At 62.0% G+C, this 14,888-nt stretch carries 16 protein-coding genes and 3 pseudogenes; 11 read left to right on the top strand and 8 right to left on the bottom strand.

Going from position 1 to position 14,888, the window contains the following annotated elements:
• Window positions 1–14 precede the first annotated feature (14 nt).
• Window positions 15–1,183 (top strand): annotated as a pseudogene (locus ACOYYX_RS20495) (IS701 family transposase).
• 210 nt (window positions 1,184–1,393) lie between these two features.
• Here the strand turns inward: ACOYYX_RS20495 and ACOYYX_RS20490 are convergent.
• Window positions 1,394–2,587, bottom strand: a pseudogene (locus ACOYYX_RS20490) (IS701 family transposase); the annotation flags it as partial.
• A gap of 232 nt (window positions 2,588–2,819) precedes the next feature.
• Here ACOYYX_RS20490 and ACOYYX_RS20485 point away from each other — a divergent pair.
• Both ACOYYX_RS20485 and ACOYYX_RS20480 read left to right on the top strand, forming a co-directional pair.
• On the top strand, window positions 2,820–3,299 hold the full coding sequence (locus ACOYYX_RS20485; RefSeq protein WP_422923214.1) for a hypothetical protein: 480 nt from the start codon (window positions 2,820–2,822) through the stop codon (window positions 3,297–3,299).
• Between the two features lie 45 nt (window positions 3,300–3,344).
• On the top strand, window positions 3,345–3,677 hold the full coding sequence (locus tag ACOYYX_RS20480) for a hypothetical protein (protein WP_422923212.1): 333 nt from the start codon (window positions 3,345–3,347) through the stop codon (window positions 3,675–3,677).
• Window positions 3,678–3,981: 304 nt separating this feature from the next.
• Here ACOYYX_RS20480 and ACOYYX_RS20475 read toward each other — a convergent pair whose 3' ends face one another.
• The 3 genes and pseudogenes from ACOYYX_RS20475 to ACOYYX_RS20465 form a co-directional block, all read right to left on the bottom strand.
• Window positions 3,982–4,593: an isochorismatase family protein gene (locus ACOYYX_RS20475; protein WP_422923210.1), complete on the bottom strand. Its 612-nt coding sequence runs from the start codon at window positions 4,591–4,593 to the stop codon at window positions 3,982–3,984.
• Entirely contained in the window at window positions 4,590–4,739 is a 150-nt protein-coding gene (locus ACOYYX_RS20470; RefSeq protein ID WP_422923208.1) for a hypothetical protein, read from the bottom strand. The genes ACOYYX_RS20475 and ACOYYX_RS20470 overlap by 4 nt, the downstream gene beginning before the upstream one ends.
• A gap of 11 nt (window positions 4,740–4,750) precedes the next feature.
• Window positions 4,751–5,907, bottom strand: a pseudogene (locus tag ACOYYX_RS20465) (IS701 family transposase).
• Between the two features lie 698 nt (window positions 5,908–6,605).
• Between ACOYYX_RS20465 and ACOYYX_RS20460 the strand changes: the two are divergent.
• Window positions 6,606–7,418, top strand: coding sequence for a DUF932 domain-containing protein (locus ACOYYX_RS20460; RefSeq protein ID WP_422923206.1), 813 nt, complete (start codon window positions 6,606–6,608; stop codon window positions 7,416–7,418).
• A 76-nt stretch (window positions 7,419–7,494) separates the two neighbouring features.
• Here ACOYYX_RS20460 and ACOYYX_RS20455 read toward each other — a convergent pair whose 3' ends face one another.
• Window positions 7,495–8,145 carry a GP88 family protein gene (locus ACOYYX_RS20455; protein ID WP_422923204.1) on the bottom strand — a complete coding sequence of 217 codons (651 nt, stop codon included), beginning with the start codon at window positions 8,143–8,145 and terminating at the stop codon, window positions 7,495–7,497.
• 150 nt (window positions 8,146–8,295) lie between these two features.
• Here ACOYYX_RS20455 and ACOYYX_RS20450 point away from each other — a divergent pair, with 150 nt between their 5' ends.
• Window positions 8,296–8,682, top strand: a complete 387-nt coding sequence (locus ACOYYX_RS20450; RefSeq protein ID WP_422923203.1) for a hypothetical protein — start codon at window positions 8,296–8,298, stop codon at window positions 8,680–8,682.
• 29 nt (window positions 8,683–8,711) lie between these two features.
• Window positions 8,712–8,915: a hypothetical protein gene (locus ACOYYX_RS20445; protein WP_422923201.1), complete on the top strand. Its 204-nt coding sequence runs from the start codon at window positions 8,712–8,714 to the stop codon at window positions 8,913–8,915.
• Window positions 8,916–8,956: 41 nt separating this feature from the next.
• Here ACOYYX_RS20445 and ACOYYX_RS20440 read toward each other — a convergent pair whose 3' ends face one another.
• Window positions 8,957–9,691, bottom strand: a complete 735-nt coding sequence (locus ACOYYX_RS20440) for a hypothetical protein (protein ID WP_422923199.1) — start codon at window positions 9,689–9,691, stop codon at window positions 8,957–8,959.
• A 206-nt stretch (window positions 9,692–9,897) separates the two neighbouring features.
• Between ACOYYX_RS20440 and ACOYYX_RS20435 the strand changes: the two genes are divergently transcribed.
• The 4 genes from ACOYYX_RS20435 (at window position 9,898) to ACOYYX_RS20420 (ending at window position 12,519) form a co-directional block, all read left to right on the top strand.
• On the top strand, window positions 9,898–10,140 hold the full coding sequence (locus ACOYYX_RS20435) for a helix-turn-helix transcriptional regulator (RefSeq protein ID WP_422923198.1): 243 nt from the start codon (window positions 9,898–9,900) through the stop codon (window positions 10,138–10,140).
• On the top strand, window positions 10,137–10,367 hold the full coding sequence (locus ACOYYX_RS20430; protein ID WP_422923196.1) for a hypothetical protein: 231 nt from the start codon (window positions 10,137–10,139) through the stop codon (window positions 10,365–10,367). The genes ACOYYX_RS20435 and ACOYYX_RS20430 overlap by 4 nt, the downstream gene beginning before the upstream one ends.
• Before the next feature lie 113 nt (window positions 10,368–10,480).
• The gene (locus ACOYYX_RS20425) at window positions 10,481–10,858 is read left to right on the top strand and encodes a hypothetical protein (protein WP_422923194.1); all 378 of its coding nucleotides are present in this window, start codon (window positions 10,481–10,483) and stop codon (window positions 10,856–10,858) included.
• A gap of 740 nt (window positions 10,859–11,598) precedes the next feature.
• Window positions 11,599–12,519 carry a hypothetical protein gene (locus ACOYYX_RS20420; protein WP_422923192.1) on the top strand — a complete coding sequence of 307 codons (921 nt, stop codon included), beginning with the start codon at window positions 11,599–11,601 and terminating at the stop codon, window positions 12,517–12,519.
• Between the two features lie 452 nt (window positions 12,520–12,971).
• On the opposite strand, the gene ACOYYX_RS20415 is transcribed toward ACOYYX_RS20420, so the two are convergent.
• Together ACOYYX_RS20415 and ACOYYX_RS20410 are read right to left on the bottom strand one after the other, a co-directional pair.
• On the bottom strand, window positions 12,972–13,571 hold the full coding sequence (locus ACOYYX_RS20415) for a hypothetical protein (RefSeq protein ID WP_422923190.1): 600 nt from the start codon (window positions 13,569–13,571) through the stop codon (window positions 12,972–12,974).
• Window positions 13,568–14,200 carry a hypothetical protein gene (locus tag ACOYYX_RS20410; protein WP_422923188.1) on the bottom strand — a complete coding sequence of 211 codons (633 nt, stop codon included), beginning with the start codon at window positions 14,198–14,200 and terminating at the stop codon, window positions 13,568–13,570. Before ACOYYX_RS20410 ends, ACOYYX_RS20415 begins: the two co-directional genes overlap by 4 nt.
• A 232-nt stretch (window positions 14,201–14,432) precedes the next feature.
• On the opposite strand from ACOYYX_RS20410, the gene ACOYYX_RS20405 reads away from it, so the two are divergent.
• Window positions 14,433–14,750, top strand: coding sequence for a hypothetical protein (locus ACOYYX_RS20405; protein ID WP_422923186.1), 318 nt, complete (start codon window positions 14,433–14,435; stop codon window positions 14,748–14,750).
• Window positions 14,751–14,888: the final 138 nt, after the last annotated feature.

Here is a 14,888-nt window from a genome sequence, read left to right as displayed (position 1 = left end):
CAGGGAGGCTCACCATGGCCAGTACCGGCTCCGCAGTAGGACTTGAGGACGTCCGGGAGTGGGGGCAGCAGCTCGACGAGGTCGCCCGCCGGATCGGGGGCCGCTTCCCCCGCAGCGAGACCCGCGACCGCGTCCGGGCCTACCTCGTAGGCCTCCTCGGCCCCGTCCGGCGGAAGAACGCCTGGCAGGTCGCCGAGCGCATCGGCGATGCCGACCCCTACGGCGTCCAGTACCTCATGGGCCGCGCCGACTGGGACCCCGACGCCGTCCGCGACGACCTCCGGGCCTACGCAGTCGAGCACCTCGGCGATCCCGAGGCCGTGCTGATCCTCGACGAGACCGGGTCCCTCAAGAAGGGGACCAAGTCGGCGGGCGTGGCCCGGCAGTACACCGGCACCGCCGGCCGGGTCGAGAACGCCCAGGTCGGCGTCTTCCTCGCCTACGCCTCCCGCCACGGCACCGCGTTCCTCGACCGCTCCCTGTACCTGCCCGAGGAGTGGACCGCCGACCCGAAGCGTTGCGAGGCGGCGGGCATCCCCGAGGGGACGGCCTTCGCCACCAAGATCCGGCTGGCCATGTCGATGCTCGAGCGGGCGTTCGCCGCCGGGGTGCCGGCGGCGTGGGTCACCGGCGACGAGGTCTATGGCTCCTGGGAGCTGCGGCGTTGGCTGGAGGGCCGGCGGCGGCCCTATGTGCTCGCGGTCCGCTCCAACCAGGGCGTCTGGGTCGGCTCCGGGCAGGAGAAGGTCGCCGCCCTGGCCGGGGCCCTACCGGCGCGGTCCTGGCACAAGATCGCGATCGCGACGGGGAGCAAGGGGCCGCGGCGTTATGCCTGGGCGTGGGTGGAGATCGATCACGACCTCGGGCCGGGTTGGCGGCGCTGGCTGCTGGTCCGCAAGGGCCTGGATGATCGGGGGGAGCTGGCGTACTACATCGCGGCCGGGCCGGGCCGGCCCGCACGACGCTGACGCGGCTGGCCAGGACGGCCGGTTCGCGTTGGTCGGTGGAGGGGGCGTTCGAGGCGGCGAAGCAAGAGGCCGGGCTGGCCGATTACGAGGTGCGGAGCTGGACGGGCTGGCACCGCCACGTCACGCTGGCGCTGCTGGCCCACGCCGTCCTGTCGGCGGTGCGGAAGCTGGCCGATGGGCCGGCGAAAAAAAGTCGGAGGCCGGGCCGGAGCTGATCGCGGTGACGGTGCCGGAGGCCCGCCGGCTGCTGGTCCGCCTGCTGTGGTCACGCCTGCCGGAGGCCGGAGAGGTGCTCGATTGGTCGGAGTGGCGGCGGGCCCATCAGGCGTTCGCGAGGCGCTGCCACTACAAGAGACGCGACGCGCAACCGCCGGATTAGTTACAACTGTAGTACTAAGCATCGCACCACGCCACGCCCGCCGCTAGTCCGCGTGGTTCGGGCGACGCGACGGGCTGTCCCACGGCGAGGCCGACCGGTCCACCAACTCACCGTCCTCCCGGCCCCAGGGCCACGCCTCGGTCAGGGTGAACGTCCACAGGCAGACGTGGAACGCGCCGAGGCTGGTCCGGATGAGCCGCACCTGCTGCTGCCCCGCCCCCACGACCTGCTTGCAGTCCCGGAAGGTGATCTCCAGGCTGAACCGATCGGCCACCATCCCCAGGATCTCGGCCACGCTCGCCTCGCAGTCGGTGCAGAAGTACGCACGCCAGCCCTTCGGCTCGTCCACCAACACCACCCGGATCGCCCCGCCGGCCGGGCGCCAGGTCGCCGTGAACGTCTTGTAACGCTTGACCGCCTTCTCCCCGTACAACTCGAAGGTGTCGGTCGACCACCCGCGACGCTGGCCGGCCCGCTTGGCCAGGTCGATCGCATCCGGGCCGCGCCGCCCCGGCGGCTTCGGCCCGGGCAGGCTGCGCAGGGCCGCGTCCCTGCGGAGCCGACTCACGACCATCATGCCCAGGGCCTTCGCCGGCTTGAGCAAGGCCGCCTTGGCATAGGCCCCGTCGGCGACCACCCACATGGGCTTGCGCAGGAGCCCGAGCCGGGACTCGGCCCAGGTCAGCAGCTCGACGGCCATCTGCAGCTTGGTGCGGAACTCGGGCCGGTGCCTCGGGTCGATGGCGGGCAGGTCTTTCTTGCGGACGTAGAGGCGTGCCAGCAGCGGCAGGGCCGCGACGCCCCGTGCCGGGTGGGCGGCCAGGAGGCCGAGGACGACGAAGACGTGGCCGTAGAGGTAGCGCGATCCGGCCGGTCCGGGCGTGGGGTTGTGATGGATGCCGGCCCCCTGGACGCGCGGGCCGTGCCGCCGGGTGGGTGTGTCGTCCAGGGCGAGCGTGAGCCTCGGCGACGAGGCCAGCAGCGGGCGGACCGCGGCCATGGCGAGCCGCGCGGCGATATCGTCCGCCCTGTTGCCGGCGGCGGCGACGGCGGTGTAACAGGGTCGGAACTCGTCGCCGAGGCCTGCGGCGCGGATCCAGGCGGTGACGGTGCGCCGTCCCCGCGCCAGGACGGAGCCGAGGAGCAGGAGCGCGAGCCTGGGTGCGGAGCGTCGGTCGAGGACGCCGGCGAGGCGCGCGAACCACTGGCATGGGGCGGGCGTCGGATGCGAGGATGTCATGGGGGCCGGCTCCTTACGGGGTGTCAGGAAGTGTGGTAACCGCCATCGTCCCGCTCGGGCCGGCCCCCGTCTACTCGCCACATCTCAACCTTTCGCATACTTCAAGTCGCGGAAAGTACAGCTCGACATCAAAAGGCGGTGTTTCCACGTAATCTTCGGATGCGCAGTGACACCCGCCCCGTTTCCCCCTATGGTGTGATTGCTTACGTCAACTGTCATAGGGGGATTCCATATGCCTACAGAGATTTTCCAGATCGCGGCTACGGGTTTCAAGCACGCCATTGATCTCATTAAGTCCATTAACCACCTCGATAAGTCGGTCAATATCAACGCCGTGAAGATCGAGCTTCAGCAGATCGTTTTGGACGCCCATACGGCACAGACGGCGATGGTTGATCGTATACGCGAACTTGAAGCAGAGGTCACTAAGTTTGAAACATGGGACGCAGAGAAGGAGAGGTATCAGCTTACCGAGATTGCTTCGGGAGTTTTTGCTTATGCTCTGAAAGAGGAGGCCGAGCCTGCCGAACCGTTTCATTACATATGTCAGGCATGCTACCAACATCAGAGGAAATCTATCCTGCAAAAAAAGATTGGCGGCGGCATAGCGCCTATGGAGAGCTACGAGTGTCATGAATGCGATGCTGAGATTAAAGACCATGGCGTGAGAGCAGGCCGCGCACCAGTTGTAGTGTCGAAAAAGCCGCGATAGCCCGAGAAATGCTCGCCTGTATCAACTGTCATAGAGGGATTCCTTATGAATGATCTGCCGAGTAACGCGCTGGCGCTTGTCATGCGCCGTCTCGAAGCATTGGAGTACAAGACGGACGGCGTTTTCGCTTTAGCGTTCGCACTATTTGAAATCTTGCTAGATAAGAAATGCATATCGATAGAAGATGTGACAGAAAAGCTGGGCGCCGTGTATGACGTGATGGATGAGCCATGGAAAAGTGCGCCAACGGGCATTGTCGTGCACAGCACATTGAAGGTTTTGCGAGATTCGCGGAATCAAAACCCTGCTGCGAGCAAGAAGGCGATTCTTGAACTGATTCGCGGAGGGCGCGATCAACCTCCCGGAAAAGGCGATTAATGTCCGAAGTCATAGGACGGCTATCCGATTCGCTCATACTACAATGCCCGAATCAACCGATTAGGTGAACAGTCCGATATCTTATCCATACCCGTCTCTCGTCCCGGAGTTTCTCAAAAATTAGCTCCAAACGTTGTTCAGCGCAAGCGAATTCTATCCAGGCCTGGCATCTCCCCTTCGGGGTTGGCCTATCCGCAACTTGTCAGGCGCTCGATCTTCCGGCGTTAATCGCCCCCATCCCCCGAACGCCCGCACGTCAAAATACCGCAGTAGTCGATAGCGTCGGGCAGGCGGCCGCCCCCGCCTAAAGCATCGCGGCCACCACCTCCTCGGTGGTCAGCACCGCGTTGGCGATGAAGTTGTAATTGACGACGGCCGCCTCGTAGCCGTCGCCAAGATCGGGATGCCTGGGGCCCGCCGTCGCGTCCTTGACCACGGCGACCTCGAATCCCTGCTCGATCAGCTCGCGCAGGTGGCTCTCGACGCAGAGATTGGCGAGCATCCCGGACAGGATGACCCGGCCGATGCGGCGCTTGCGGAGCTGGAGGACGAGGTCGTTGGTCTGCGGCCCCCAGACCTTGTGGGGGCTGACCACGACCGTCTTGCCGTCCTCGATGTAGGGCCTGTACCGGTCGAGCCAGTCGGCCCCGGAGCTGTCCAACCCTTCGAGGCTGAGCGGATCCGGACGGAAGAACTCCTTGCCCTCGAGCATCATCCTCTCGGCCGCCCCGCCGAAACCCCATGCCTGGTCGGCAGGATACAGGTAGTGGGGAGAGATGAAGACCTCGTAGCCGCCGCCCTTGGCGGCCTTGAAGAGGCGGTCGAGGTTCTCGACGGTGTCATTCTCCTTGACGCTCTCGCCGACCAGCCCCCAGGAGACGCCCCTCTCGCTAATACTACAGTTGTATTTAATCAAGGAGGTCGCGCCCCGCGTTTCCTGTAGTGACACTCCTTGGCGTGCTGCTGGTGTGCCCTCCGCCAGTCCGACCACGCCAGCGCACGCTCGGCCGGTTCCAGCCGGCCCCACACCACCCGGAGCAGGAGGATCCTGACCTCGGGCACCGTCAGCGGGATCAGCCGCGGGCCCCCTTTTCGCGCGGCGACGGCCGGGCCGACGACCGCGACCGGATCACCGCCAGCATCGCCAGCGCGAACATCGACAGCGTCACATGCCGATGCCAGCCGGGCCACGACCGCACCTCGTAGTCGGCCAGCCCGCAATCCCCCTTGGCCCGCTCGAAGCACTCCTCCACCGCCCACCTCGAGCCCGCGACCCGGGCCAGCTCCGCCCTCGGCGTGCCCGCCGGCCCGCGGCACAGGTAGTAGGCCCGCTCCTCCGGCCGGTCGCGGCCCCTGCGGACCAGCAGCCGGAGCTGCCAACCCCGGCCGTCGACCTCGCCGAACGGCTCGGCCGCCCAGTCGTACCACCGCGGCCCCTTCGACCCGACCCCGGCGCTCGCCCGGCGCCACGCGCGGGCCGGCAGCCGGTCGGCGATCGCGTCGACCCGATCTCGAGTCCGGCCGTCGTAGAGCCTCAGGTCGCTCCTGACCGCCAGCACGTACGGCTGGCCGGCCGCCTCCAACGCCCGACGGAGGCGTACGTCGCCGCCGTAGACCGCGTCGCCGGTCACCCAGGCCGCCACCACCCCGGCCCGCCGCGCCCGCTCGAGCATCCGCTCGGCCAGCCGCGGCTCGGTGGCGAATCCCTCCTCGGGCGGGATGTGGGCCGCCTCGCGGCGGTCGGGGTCGTCGGCCCACTCCTTCGGCAGGTACAACTCGCGGTCGATGAGCGCCTGCCCTCGGCGGCCGGCGAAGGCCAGGAAGACCCCGATCTGGCAGTTCTCGATCCGGCCGGCGGTGCCGGAATACTGCCGCTGCACGCCCGCGGATTTCGTGCCCTTCTTGAGGAAGCCGGTCTCGTCGACGATCAGCACGCCCCGGGGGTCGGCCAGATGTTCCCGGGCGTAGGCGACCAGGTCGTCGCGGACGCGGTCGGCGTCCCAGTCGGCGCGGCCGAGGAGGTGCTGGACGCCATAGGGGGACTCGTCGCCGGCCTCCTCGGCGAGCTGCCAGCCGTTCTTGCGCCGGGCGTCGGAGAGGAGCCCCGGAGATACGCGATGGCGCGGCGACGGGGCTCGGAACGGGGGAAGAAGCGGGCCAGGCGCCCGCCGATGGAGTCCATCTCGCGGGCCCAGCCGCGGATGTCCACGGCCGCAGGTTGTGCTTGCATAGCTCGGCCTCCGTGCGCAACATCCTACGGGGCCAGGCTTTCAAATACAACTGTAGTACTAAGGACATCGTTCTGGGGATCGATCACGACCAGGGCGGTATCGCCCTTGCTGAATTTCATCGCAAAACTCCTCATCCGGTCCACTCCTTGACGTGCTCGGTGAGGAAGTCCCGAATCAACAAGGCGATCTCATCCCCTTGAATCTCCGGGTGAAGTGCCCGACGTCGATCGGGGGAACTCCTGCTCCTCAGGTGATGAAGCCAATTTGCCCAGGGGGCGGCGATTCGCGGAACTCCATGAGCCGGATCGGCGAGATTATCGCATGTCGGGGCTGTCGTTACATCTATCTCGCAGCGGGATGGCCACGCTTCGCCGCCTTATTCGGCGCAATCGGGGACTCTTCTCGGGCATCTCCCCTCCGGGGCCGGGCTCTCGCGGGCTGCGGTCACTCCGTGACGCCTGCGGCCCCTCCCGATCCCTGACGCCATCAGGGCTGCCGCCCTCGGGGTCAAGGGCCGCTCCGCTGGAGCCCCGCGACTTCCGTGCTCCACTCCGTTACGCGTGTGCAGTCGCGGGTTCCTCCCTTGACCCCTTCACCCGCCCGATGGGTGCTTCCGCCCCCGCCGCCCTTTCGAGTCGCGCGCGCGTTGCACGCTTAACTCAAGGCCAGCATGGGATTCTCAACGGGAGCCAGCATCATGACCGTCTCGACCCTGCCCAGCATCCTGGACAACGATCAGATCCGCCGCTCCGCACCCAGCGTCTTCGCCGCCACGCCCTGGCGGGCCATGTCCGAGAGTTACCGATTCGTCCCCACCATCCACGTCATCGACCTGCTCCGCGACCAGGGCTTCCACCCGGTCAAGGCGAAACAGAGCCGCAGCCGCATCGAAGGCAAGGGGGACTTCACACGGCACATGGTCAGGCTCAGGCATGCCGCCCACCTCGAGTCGACGGAGGCCGAGACGCCCGAGCTGATCCTGTCCAACAGCCACGACGGGACCGCGGCATATCGCTTCAACAGCGGGATCTTCCGCCTGGTATGTTCCAACGGCTTGATCGTGGCCTCGGCCGACTTCGGCGGGATCAGCGTCAAGCACTCCGGCGGGAAGGATTTCGACTCCCGCGTGATCGACGCCACCTTCCGCATCGTCGAGGATGCGCCCAGGACCATGGCCCGGATCGAGGAATGGAAGGCCCTGCCGCTGACCATGCCGCAGCAGCTCGCCTTCGCCTCGGCCGCCCTGGAGGTCCGCGACGCGACCACCGCCATCGAGCCCGCCCAGATCCTCGCACCCCGCAGGAGCGAAGATCGCCCGGCACCGGACGGGACCCGCGACCTCTGGAAAACCCTGAACGTCGCGCAGGAAAGTTTGACCCAGGGCGGCGTGCCCGGCACGGCAAGGTCCGGCCGCCGGACGACGACCAGGCCGATCAAGGCCGTGGACGCCGACATCAAGACGAATCGGGCGCTGTGGAGGTTGGCAGAAGAAATGTCGAAATTGATCTGACCGGCGATTTCGAGGGCGGATTGGACTCGCTCCAAAGAAAAACCCGCGTCCCCTCACGGGGATCGCGGGATTTTCATTATCGCTTCCAGCAGATGCCGCAGCCGCCGCAGGTCGTCGACTTGCCCTTCGCGGTCTCCTGCGGGCAGACGGGCATGCCATCGGTCGATTCCTTCCTGAGGCGCCGGACCCGGAAGACCAGGTCGGCCTGCTCGGGGCGGTCGTCGTTCACCTGCATGTAGGCCAGGCGGATGCCGGGCGGCACCGAATCGGGCAATCCGGTCTCGGCATCCAGGCTGTACCAGAGGCGGCAGCAGCGGAGCCGTGCCATCTCCTCGAGTACCGGGGCGATATCGTGGATGCGCCACGACCGGCTGTAGCCGTAGAACCGCGTCCTCGGGCAGCCCTTCATGACGGCGAGCCATTTCTCCGCGTATTCGGCGGAATAGAAGTCGCCGGCCACATGGACGCGGACGACCAGAGCGCCTCTCCGCTTGATCTCGGCGATCATGCTCGGGGCGAATTCTTCGAGCTTCGATTGCTCGAGGCACCAGCCGAGCCGTTCCTTGACCGCGGGCAGCAGGAACCGGCCTTGGCGGGCATAGCACCCCCGCGAACATACCGAAGTGCGTCCGGGGCAGGTTGCGAGCGCGGGGATCGACCAGAGGTGTATGGCCTCTCCCACCTTCCCGTTGCCCAGCGTGAGCAGCGGACGAATACGATCTTCCACGTTGTGGTCCTCAATGAGGATTCGGGATCGCAAAACAACGTGGCGACCGTAGCGCGGGGCTGGGGACTGCGCAAGCTATATAAGAGATTGACGATGGGATGCGGGGCGTGTTACCCACGTCCTATAGGGCAACAGGCAAGGAGGCACCCGATGGTCGAGACGGCGAGGGAGGACATCGAGCAGATCAACATCAAGCTGGCAGCATTGGAGATCATCATCTCGGCCCCACTCTGGCCGCGCCGCGACGACCTGCAGGAGAGCGGTTGCCGGCTCCATGACGCGATCCTCGAAAAAGCGAAGTCCTACGCCCTGGCGATCGCAGAAGAGCAGTGGCGGACGGCATACGCGATCGCGGGCAGTTGGTCCGCCCTGGCGAATGAGTTCCTGGATTCGACCAAGATCAACGCGGATGACCCATCAGAGCGGGAGGCGAATAACCGGATCCTCGCGGTCTTCAAGCACTACCTGGACGCGGCCGACGTGGAATTGTCGAAACTGGCAGGCAAGGAGCGGCATCAGCCGGAAGCCGCCGCCTGAGCTGGGCGGGACGGACGAGCAAGATCCAGGTGGGCGACACCGTGCGGTATTCGGCGCAGTGGCTCCGCTCGACCGGGCAGTATGCCGGGGACATTTGCCACGCCAGGGGCGAGGTGACGGAGATCAAGCCGCTCGGCGAGACGACGCTCGCGACCATCGCGTGGGACACGCCGAACATCCCGGAGCGGGTGAACGTGGCGAACCTCGAGAAGACGAGGCAGAGGGGGCGGTAGGACTGCGTGGACTCGAATTCAAGGTAGCGGGAGAACCGGTCCTATCGATGGGATTTCTCGGCAGCCCAGGCCTCGGCCAACGTATGCGAGCCGGGGGCGATACGCTCGATGCCGAACCCCACCAGGCCGAAGACCACGGCCATTACAATCGCCGACAGCCACGTCCGACGCACGGCCGATCTCGACCAATGAGGAGCCGATTCGGGGGTGATCGCACGCGACATCGCGCCGAGGAGCACCCCATCGACGAATAGCTCCGCAAGCAGCAGGGGAGAGGTCACAACAAGGTACACGCTGACGATCAGCGTGCAAAGACCCGCGATGAGCACCAGGATCACCAATGCACTCAGGCCGTCGCCCCCGCCCCCGATGTTGCCGAAGTGGCCGAATCCCCCGCCTCCCGATCCTTTGCGCCGGCCCTGGTCCCTGGGGGCCAGGTTCCCGGCAAGGTCCTTACCGATGGCCGCAGCGCCAAAGGCCGCAACTCCTGGCACGAGCAGCCCTTCGGGATCGTCCCGGATCATTGCGGCAGTTACCTGCCGCTCGAGCCACATTCGCAGCATGCCAAGGAAAGTCGCATAGGCGACCCCTACCGCCAGCGGGTAGCGGATCGGCATCCTCGCTACCCCGAGATGGAGCATCGCGACGGAGGAGAGGAATCCGACGCCCAGGGTGACAGAAAGCATCGCGAGCATCACGAGCCGAGGGCGACCCGCCGCCTCCAGATGCTGGCGGGCCTGCTCGACGAGGCGAGTGCGTTCCTTCTGATCTCGCATGTTCCGAGTCCGATGAAAAGGCCTTCTCTCATCAGCCGCCATTCCCACAACCTCGGATTATCACATATCGGAGGGGTAGCTAGAAGACCGGCACAAGGCGACGGGAGTGTGTCGCACAAGGAGGGAAATAGTTGTTGACGCGTTCGCGGAAGCGCGCTACAGCTTATTCATCGACAAACAAGTGTCCGGAGAAACGAATGACCCCGATGGAGACCCTTCAGAAGAAGATAGAGAAGGCTGGCGGAATCAGGAAAGCGGCTATGCTGATCGGCATAAGCCCGAGCTACCTGTCGGACCTCATGAACGGCAAAAGGGGGATCTCGGTCGAGTTCGCGTCGAAGGCCCAGGCTGCGATGGGGGTGGGGGCGCTCGATTTGCTCAAGTGGCAAGCGACCGACGATTGGGAACGCTTTGAGGAACGCAGGAAGAGCAAAGGAACCCAATCATGATCACGAACCTGAACGGCACCGAGTACGTCATCGAGCAATTCCGCGAAGGTTGGGCCTGGGTCACGAAAGACGCCGAAGCCGAGGGCGGATTCCCCGAGCCATATCAGGCCCTGCAGGATGCGATGCGTCATGCCTCGGAAGAGGAGCGAAAGGCGGCAGAGGAAGACGAAGAGGACGACGGCCGCATGAGCGACGTCGAATGGGACTGGAAGACGAGTAGGTTGTAGAACCGGTTGATTTAGATGGGCACGGAAGTATGTCCCAAGGGATGGCGTTCAAGCCGTTGGTTACGCCCCGGCCCGTACCCTTACAAGTCAATCTGCAAACGAAGGAGAGCAAAATGAGCAAGTCGACACTGTACCTATCCACCGCCTCGGAGCTGTTCACGCCGGGCCGCTACCGCACCTGGAAGAAGGGTGACGTCACGAGCCCACTCTGGCTGAAACGCCAGAACGGGACCGACTTCGTCAGGATCAACTCCGAGCGTGACCTGTCGGATTTCGAGCAGTACCTCGCAGGTGCGGATGAACGCTTAAAGGTCGAGTCGTACAACACGTTCACAACCGGAACAGACAAAAATGGCTCGCCGATGATGGTGTTGAACGAGATGGACGAATACGGGGACACCACCAAACGAGCAATTGTTGTGGTGCCGGACCAGAATCTGGCAATGCGGGCCGTCACGATGATCGACCACTATTGTCGGTCGGAAATCTAAGCACGGCGGACAACAAGGAGGGAAACACATGAAATCGAATCACGTCATATCGCTGGCAGCAGTCTTGAGTGCGGCTGCTGTTGCATCCTCAGGCCATGATGGCTGGGGTTGGCTGTTGGTGATCGCCTTCCTGGCGATATAGGATAATCAAGAAAGAATAGGGATAAAGCATATGGACGACCATCTGATTCATGAAGCGGCGCTTCAATTGGCTTACGAGGCAGGACGATGGCAGGGGCAAGTCGACCTAGAAGAGCACTATGACAGGGAGCAATACAGCCAAGTATTCCCTGAGGTCTTTTCGTCACGGCGAACCTCGTCACCCGGCGACCTTGCCTCGACCGGCAGGACGGTCAGGATCAATTTACGATCTGAGCAATGGCGCAAGGGGGTACGAAAGTCAGCGCAAGAGTATCTAGAAAAAGCTAGGTCGCTCTTCACACTCGGAAGCACAGCGGCAAATAGATAACGGCATCGGTTAACGGAGAATAACAATGATGAAAATTGAGAAAAACATCCCACTTCCTCCCCTTTCAGGAGGGAAACCGAAATACCCGTTCGGCGAAATGGAAATTGGGGATTCGTTCTTTTGTGAAGTCAAGAGAGCTCGGCTTGATTCGGCTGCATCCTATTACAGCAAGCGAAACGGGAAAAAGTTCACCGTGAGAAAGGATGGCGATGGTGCTCGCTGCTGGCGAATCGAGTAATGGATTAACGGTACAGGAGAGATGGAGTAGTCAATGGGGTTCAGAGACATAAGTGCGAAGGTGTTCGGTAAATACCAGCATTGCACAGAGTATGATGGTGTGATGTATGCCAACTGCGACTTCACCCGATACGGCAGGGCGCCAGTGAAAGGAGCGATTCCGGCCCCAAGGCAGGAGGAAACGCGAGCCTATGGCACCTACAGGGGGCCGAGCCGGATACGGCGTGAGAAGACATGGGAGGAGCGTCGATCTGAAGAACAACAAGCACATGACCTGCTGGAGCGTTTGGCGCGGGAAGCGGAGCCGGAAGGGCTCGCCAAGCGTGATGAGCTATTCGAACAGGCTCAGGCGGAACATGCAAAAGACGTGGCAGGGTTCAAGTTCGAGTGCAAGCGATGGGGTGATTTTCTGAACGTCTCCACTGCCAGGCTGGGAAACCCTAGAGAACCCAAGAATCGATTCTTCTACGTTGAGAAGCCGGAACAGCACTACAGCACGAGCGTCAATTTGAATCTGGTCACGGCGATACGGCTGATTGAAGGGCACGTCCCAGACATGCAGGGCGAGCTTGGGTACGCATATAACTTGGTGAGCGACAACACGCACGGCGGCACCACGATAGGCGGGACAGGCTTCGGCAATTATCTAGCTCCTTCCGGCCATCACTGGAAGGTGTTTCCCCAATTCCCGCGCATACCGTACAGCAGACCGCTGTTTCAAATGGCGAAGCCCGAAGAAAGAGATCCGGAGAATACGATTTATATGTCCGATCACAGCTATAGCAATATATACACCACTAATGCCTACCCTCGCCCCGCTCACGATGACGTGATTCTCTTTGAAGGGCTCAATGCTCGGCTGTTTGTCCCGGCGGGAAAGGGGCAGGCCGTGTACGAGGCGATCTTGGGGGCGACAGACAAGGTGGAAGGAGCGGATACTGCATGTGCCAACTGATCGTCAGTATGCGGATCGAAGAGAGAAAGGGCTTTGCGTTACCTGTGGAGCACCAGCCAACTGGCGCACTCACTGCGAGTTGCACAGGAAGAAAAGCGCTGTCTACTTTGCAAACGTCAGGCAAAAGAAACAGCAATATGTCTGCCGGCATATCGAGTGCGGGAAAGAGTTCACGGGTTACGGAGACAGAAGGTTTTGCAGCAGGTCGTGTGCGGTCCGGAGCGGTAACCCCTCCGAGAGGTCAAAGAAAGGGTGGGAGAAGCGCGGGCGGAGCGTCAAGATTGAGGCGCAGAGGACGTCACGCTGGCAACCCCGGTGCGAAAAGTATGGTAACAACGAGGCTGCGATGCGGTTCTCTGATTCAGACGGCAACAAGTACTTCTGGTGCAAGCTGTGTTGCGATGAATGAACAATGAAGTAAATGTAGGGTGTTTGCTAATCCTCTATGTGCGTTACTTCGACTTGTCAATCCAAAGTAGGATACCATTGCGTGGCTCGCTGAGCATTGAAGAACTCGTGGTACCGGTTCGAAGCATTAGGCGACGGCGATATAGCACTACAGGCTCTTGTTCATCGAATTGCCTACTGGTGAAGACTCCCTCGCCTTCAATCCATCCTGTACCCGAGTTCCAGTCTTTCTGCTCTATCGTTTTAATCACCTCTCGCCCATCGAGCGAAATTGTGAAATGCCATGTCTCGCCCACTTGCTTCTGCTCCAATGCGATTTCCCGCTTCCCATGTGATATTTGGACGGTCTTGAGTGGGGGAACCGTCCCTTTCCCAGCAATCTGCCGCGTTGCCAAGTTCAGACGATAACCGCCATCGGGCAGGTACACATCCCAATGGTCGTCGTCGATCCAAAGTTCCGAGTGCTTCACGGCAGATACTTTGCTCTCATCGGCGACAACCAACTCTCTCGCGATGGAACGCATCGATTCGATTTGAGGCTTCAAACGAGCGATCTCGGCCCGATGCTTGATAAATGCGATCCAGACAGCAAATTCGGCCGCTAGCAGGAGTAACGTTCGCATTCCTATCTGCCAGCGTTTCATTTTGCCTTCTTCCCGAGTTTTAGCTCGTATGGGATCGGGATCCAAATCTTCTGAGACGAGGAAGGCAGCTTTTGCTTCGCCTCCTCCTGCAATCGAGTGGGTAGGGTCAAGCTCAGGAGCGAAACCTGTTCGTCTGGATTAACAATGGCAATGCTGTTCACCCCCAATTGAGAAGCTTTGAGTTCGGTCCATCGACCTCGCATAAAGTCGGCTAGTGCCTTGTCACCTACGCCATGCCGCATGGACCCATAGAACCCGCTTATGAAGACCTTCATGTTGCCTAATTCATTCTCGCGAAAATTGACGCGTAAGATTGAATCATTGGACTCGACCGACTTAGAATTGAAGCATTCGCTATCACCATTCCACAAAGAAAATTGGTATTTCGGGGGGAAGTAGATTCTCCATGCAAAGTGAAATGGTTCGCCAGTATCAAGTGCGACTACCTGCAATTTGCTTGGATCATCAATTGCCAAGTCTCCGACTGAACGAGCCAGGCGAGAATGTTCCTTCTTGAGCAGTGACCGCTCCCGCCCGCTGGTCCAAGCCAGGAAACCGCCGAGGAGGATCGCAATGAATAGAATCAGATCAAGTGCTTTACGTCCCGTTCTACTCCTTAGGATATTCAAAGCGAGCTTACATATTCGGCATCTAGTATTGGGGTAGAAGCCCCTTGAAACAATGGACTGCTAGGATTAAATGGGGATACGTGAATCATCGACTCCGAGACTCGATCGCGAATGAGATGTCGCAGTTATGGACGAGGGATAGGGATAGCGTCGTCGCAACGAATGGGTCTTCTACTGCTCGAGATTAGGCAGGTCGCCAGTCTGCAAAGGAGCCACCCCTCGAAAGGCCTGAGTGAAGATCCAGTTCAAAGGGAATCCAACGATCGGTGAGTGGGTCCCAGGATTCGCCCTTGAGGAATTGGCCATCGACCTGAAGAGCCTGCATGCCGTCCCAAGAGATGCGATCGCTCATCCAGAGCGTGCCGTCAGGACCAATGGCCTCGAACCAAAGTCCGTTGCCAAAGAGTACACCCAGGCCCGGAACTGGGATGACGATCTCGACTTGGCCGCCGAAGTGCTCCCGCTGTGCTTGGTCATCGGGGTCTACGATATAACCCTGACCGCTGGCAATAACGATAAACCGATTTCCGTCAGGGTGCTCGATGACTGAATCAATGCCCCCGAGCCCAGGCTGGAAATTCCCGACCCAATGGCTTCCTCGCGAATTAGTGAACCGGACAATATAACCTATGGTGGACCCCGAAAACTGGACCATCTGTTAAGCTACTCAGACGGGTCTGAGGAGGAG

The organism is Singulisphaera chitinilytica, from assembly GCF_049331405.1.
Lineage (GTDB): Bacteria > Planctomycetota > Planctomycetia > Isosphaerales > Isosphaeraceae > PoT.
This window is presented reverse-complemented; position numbering and strand designations above follow the sequence as displayed.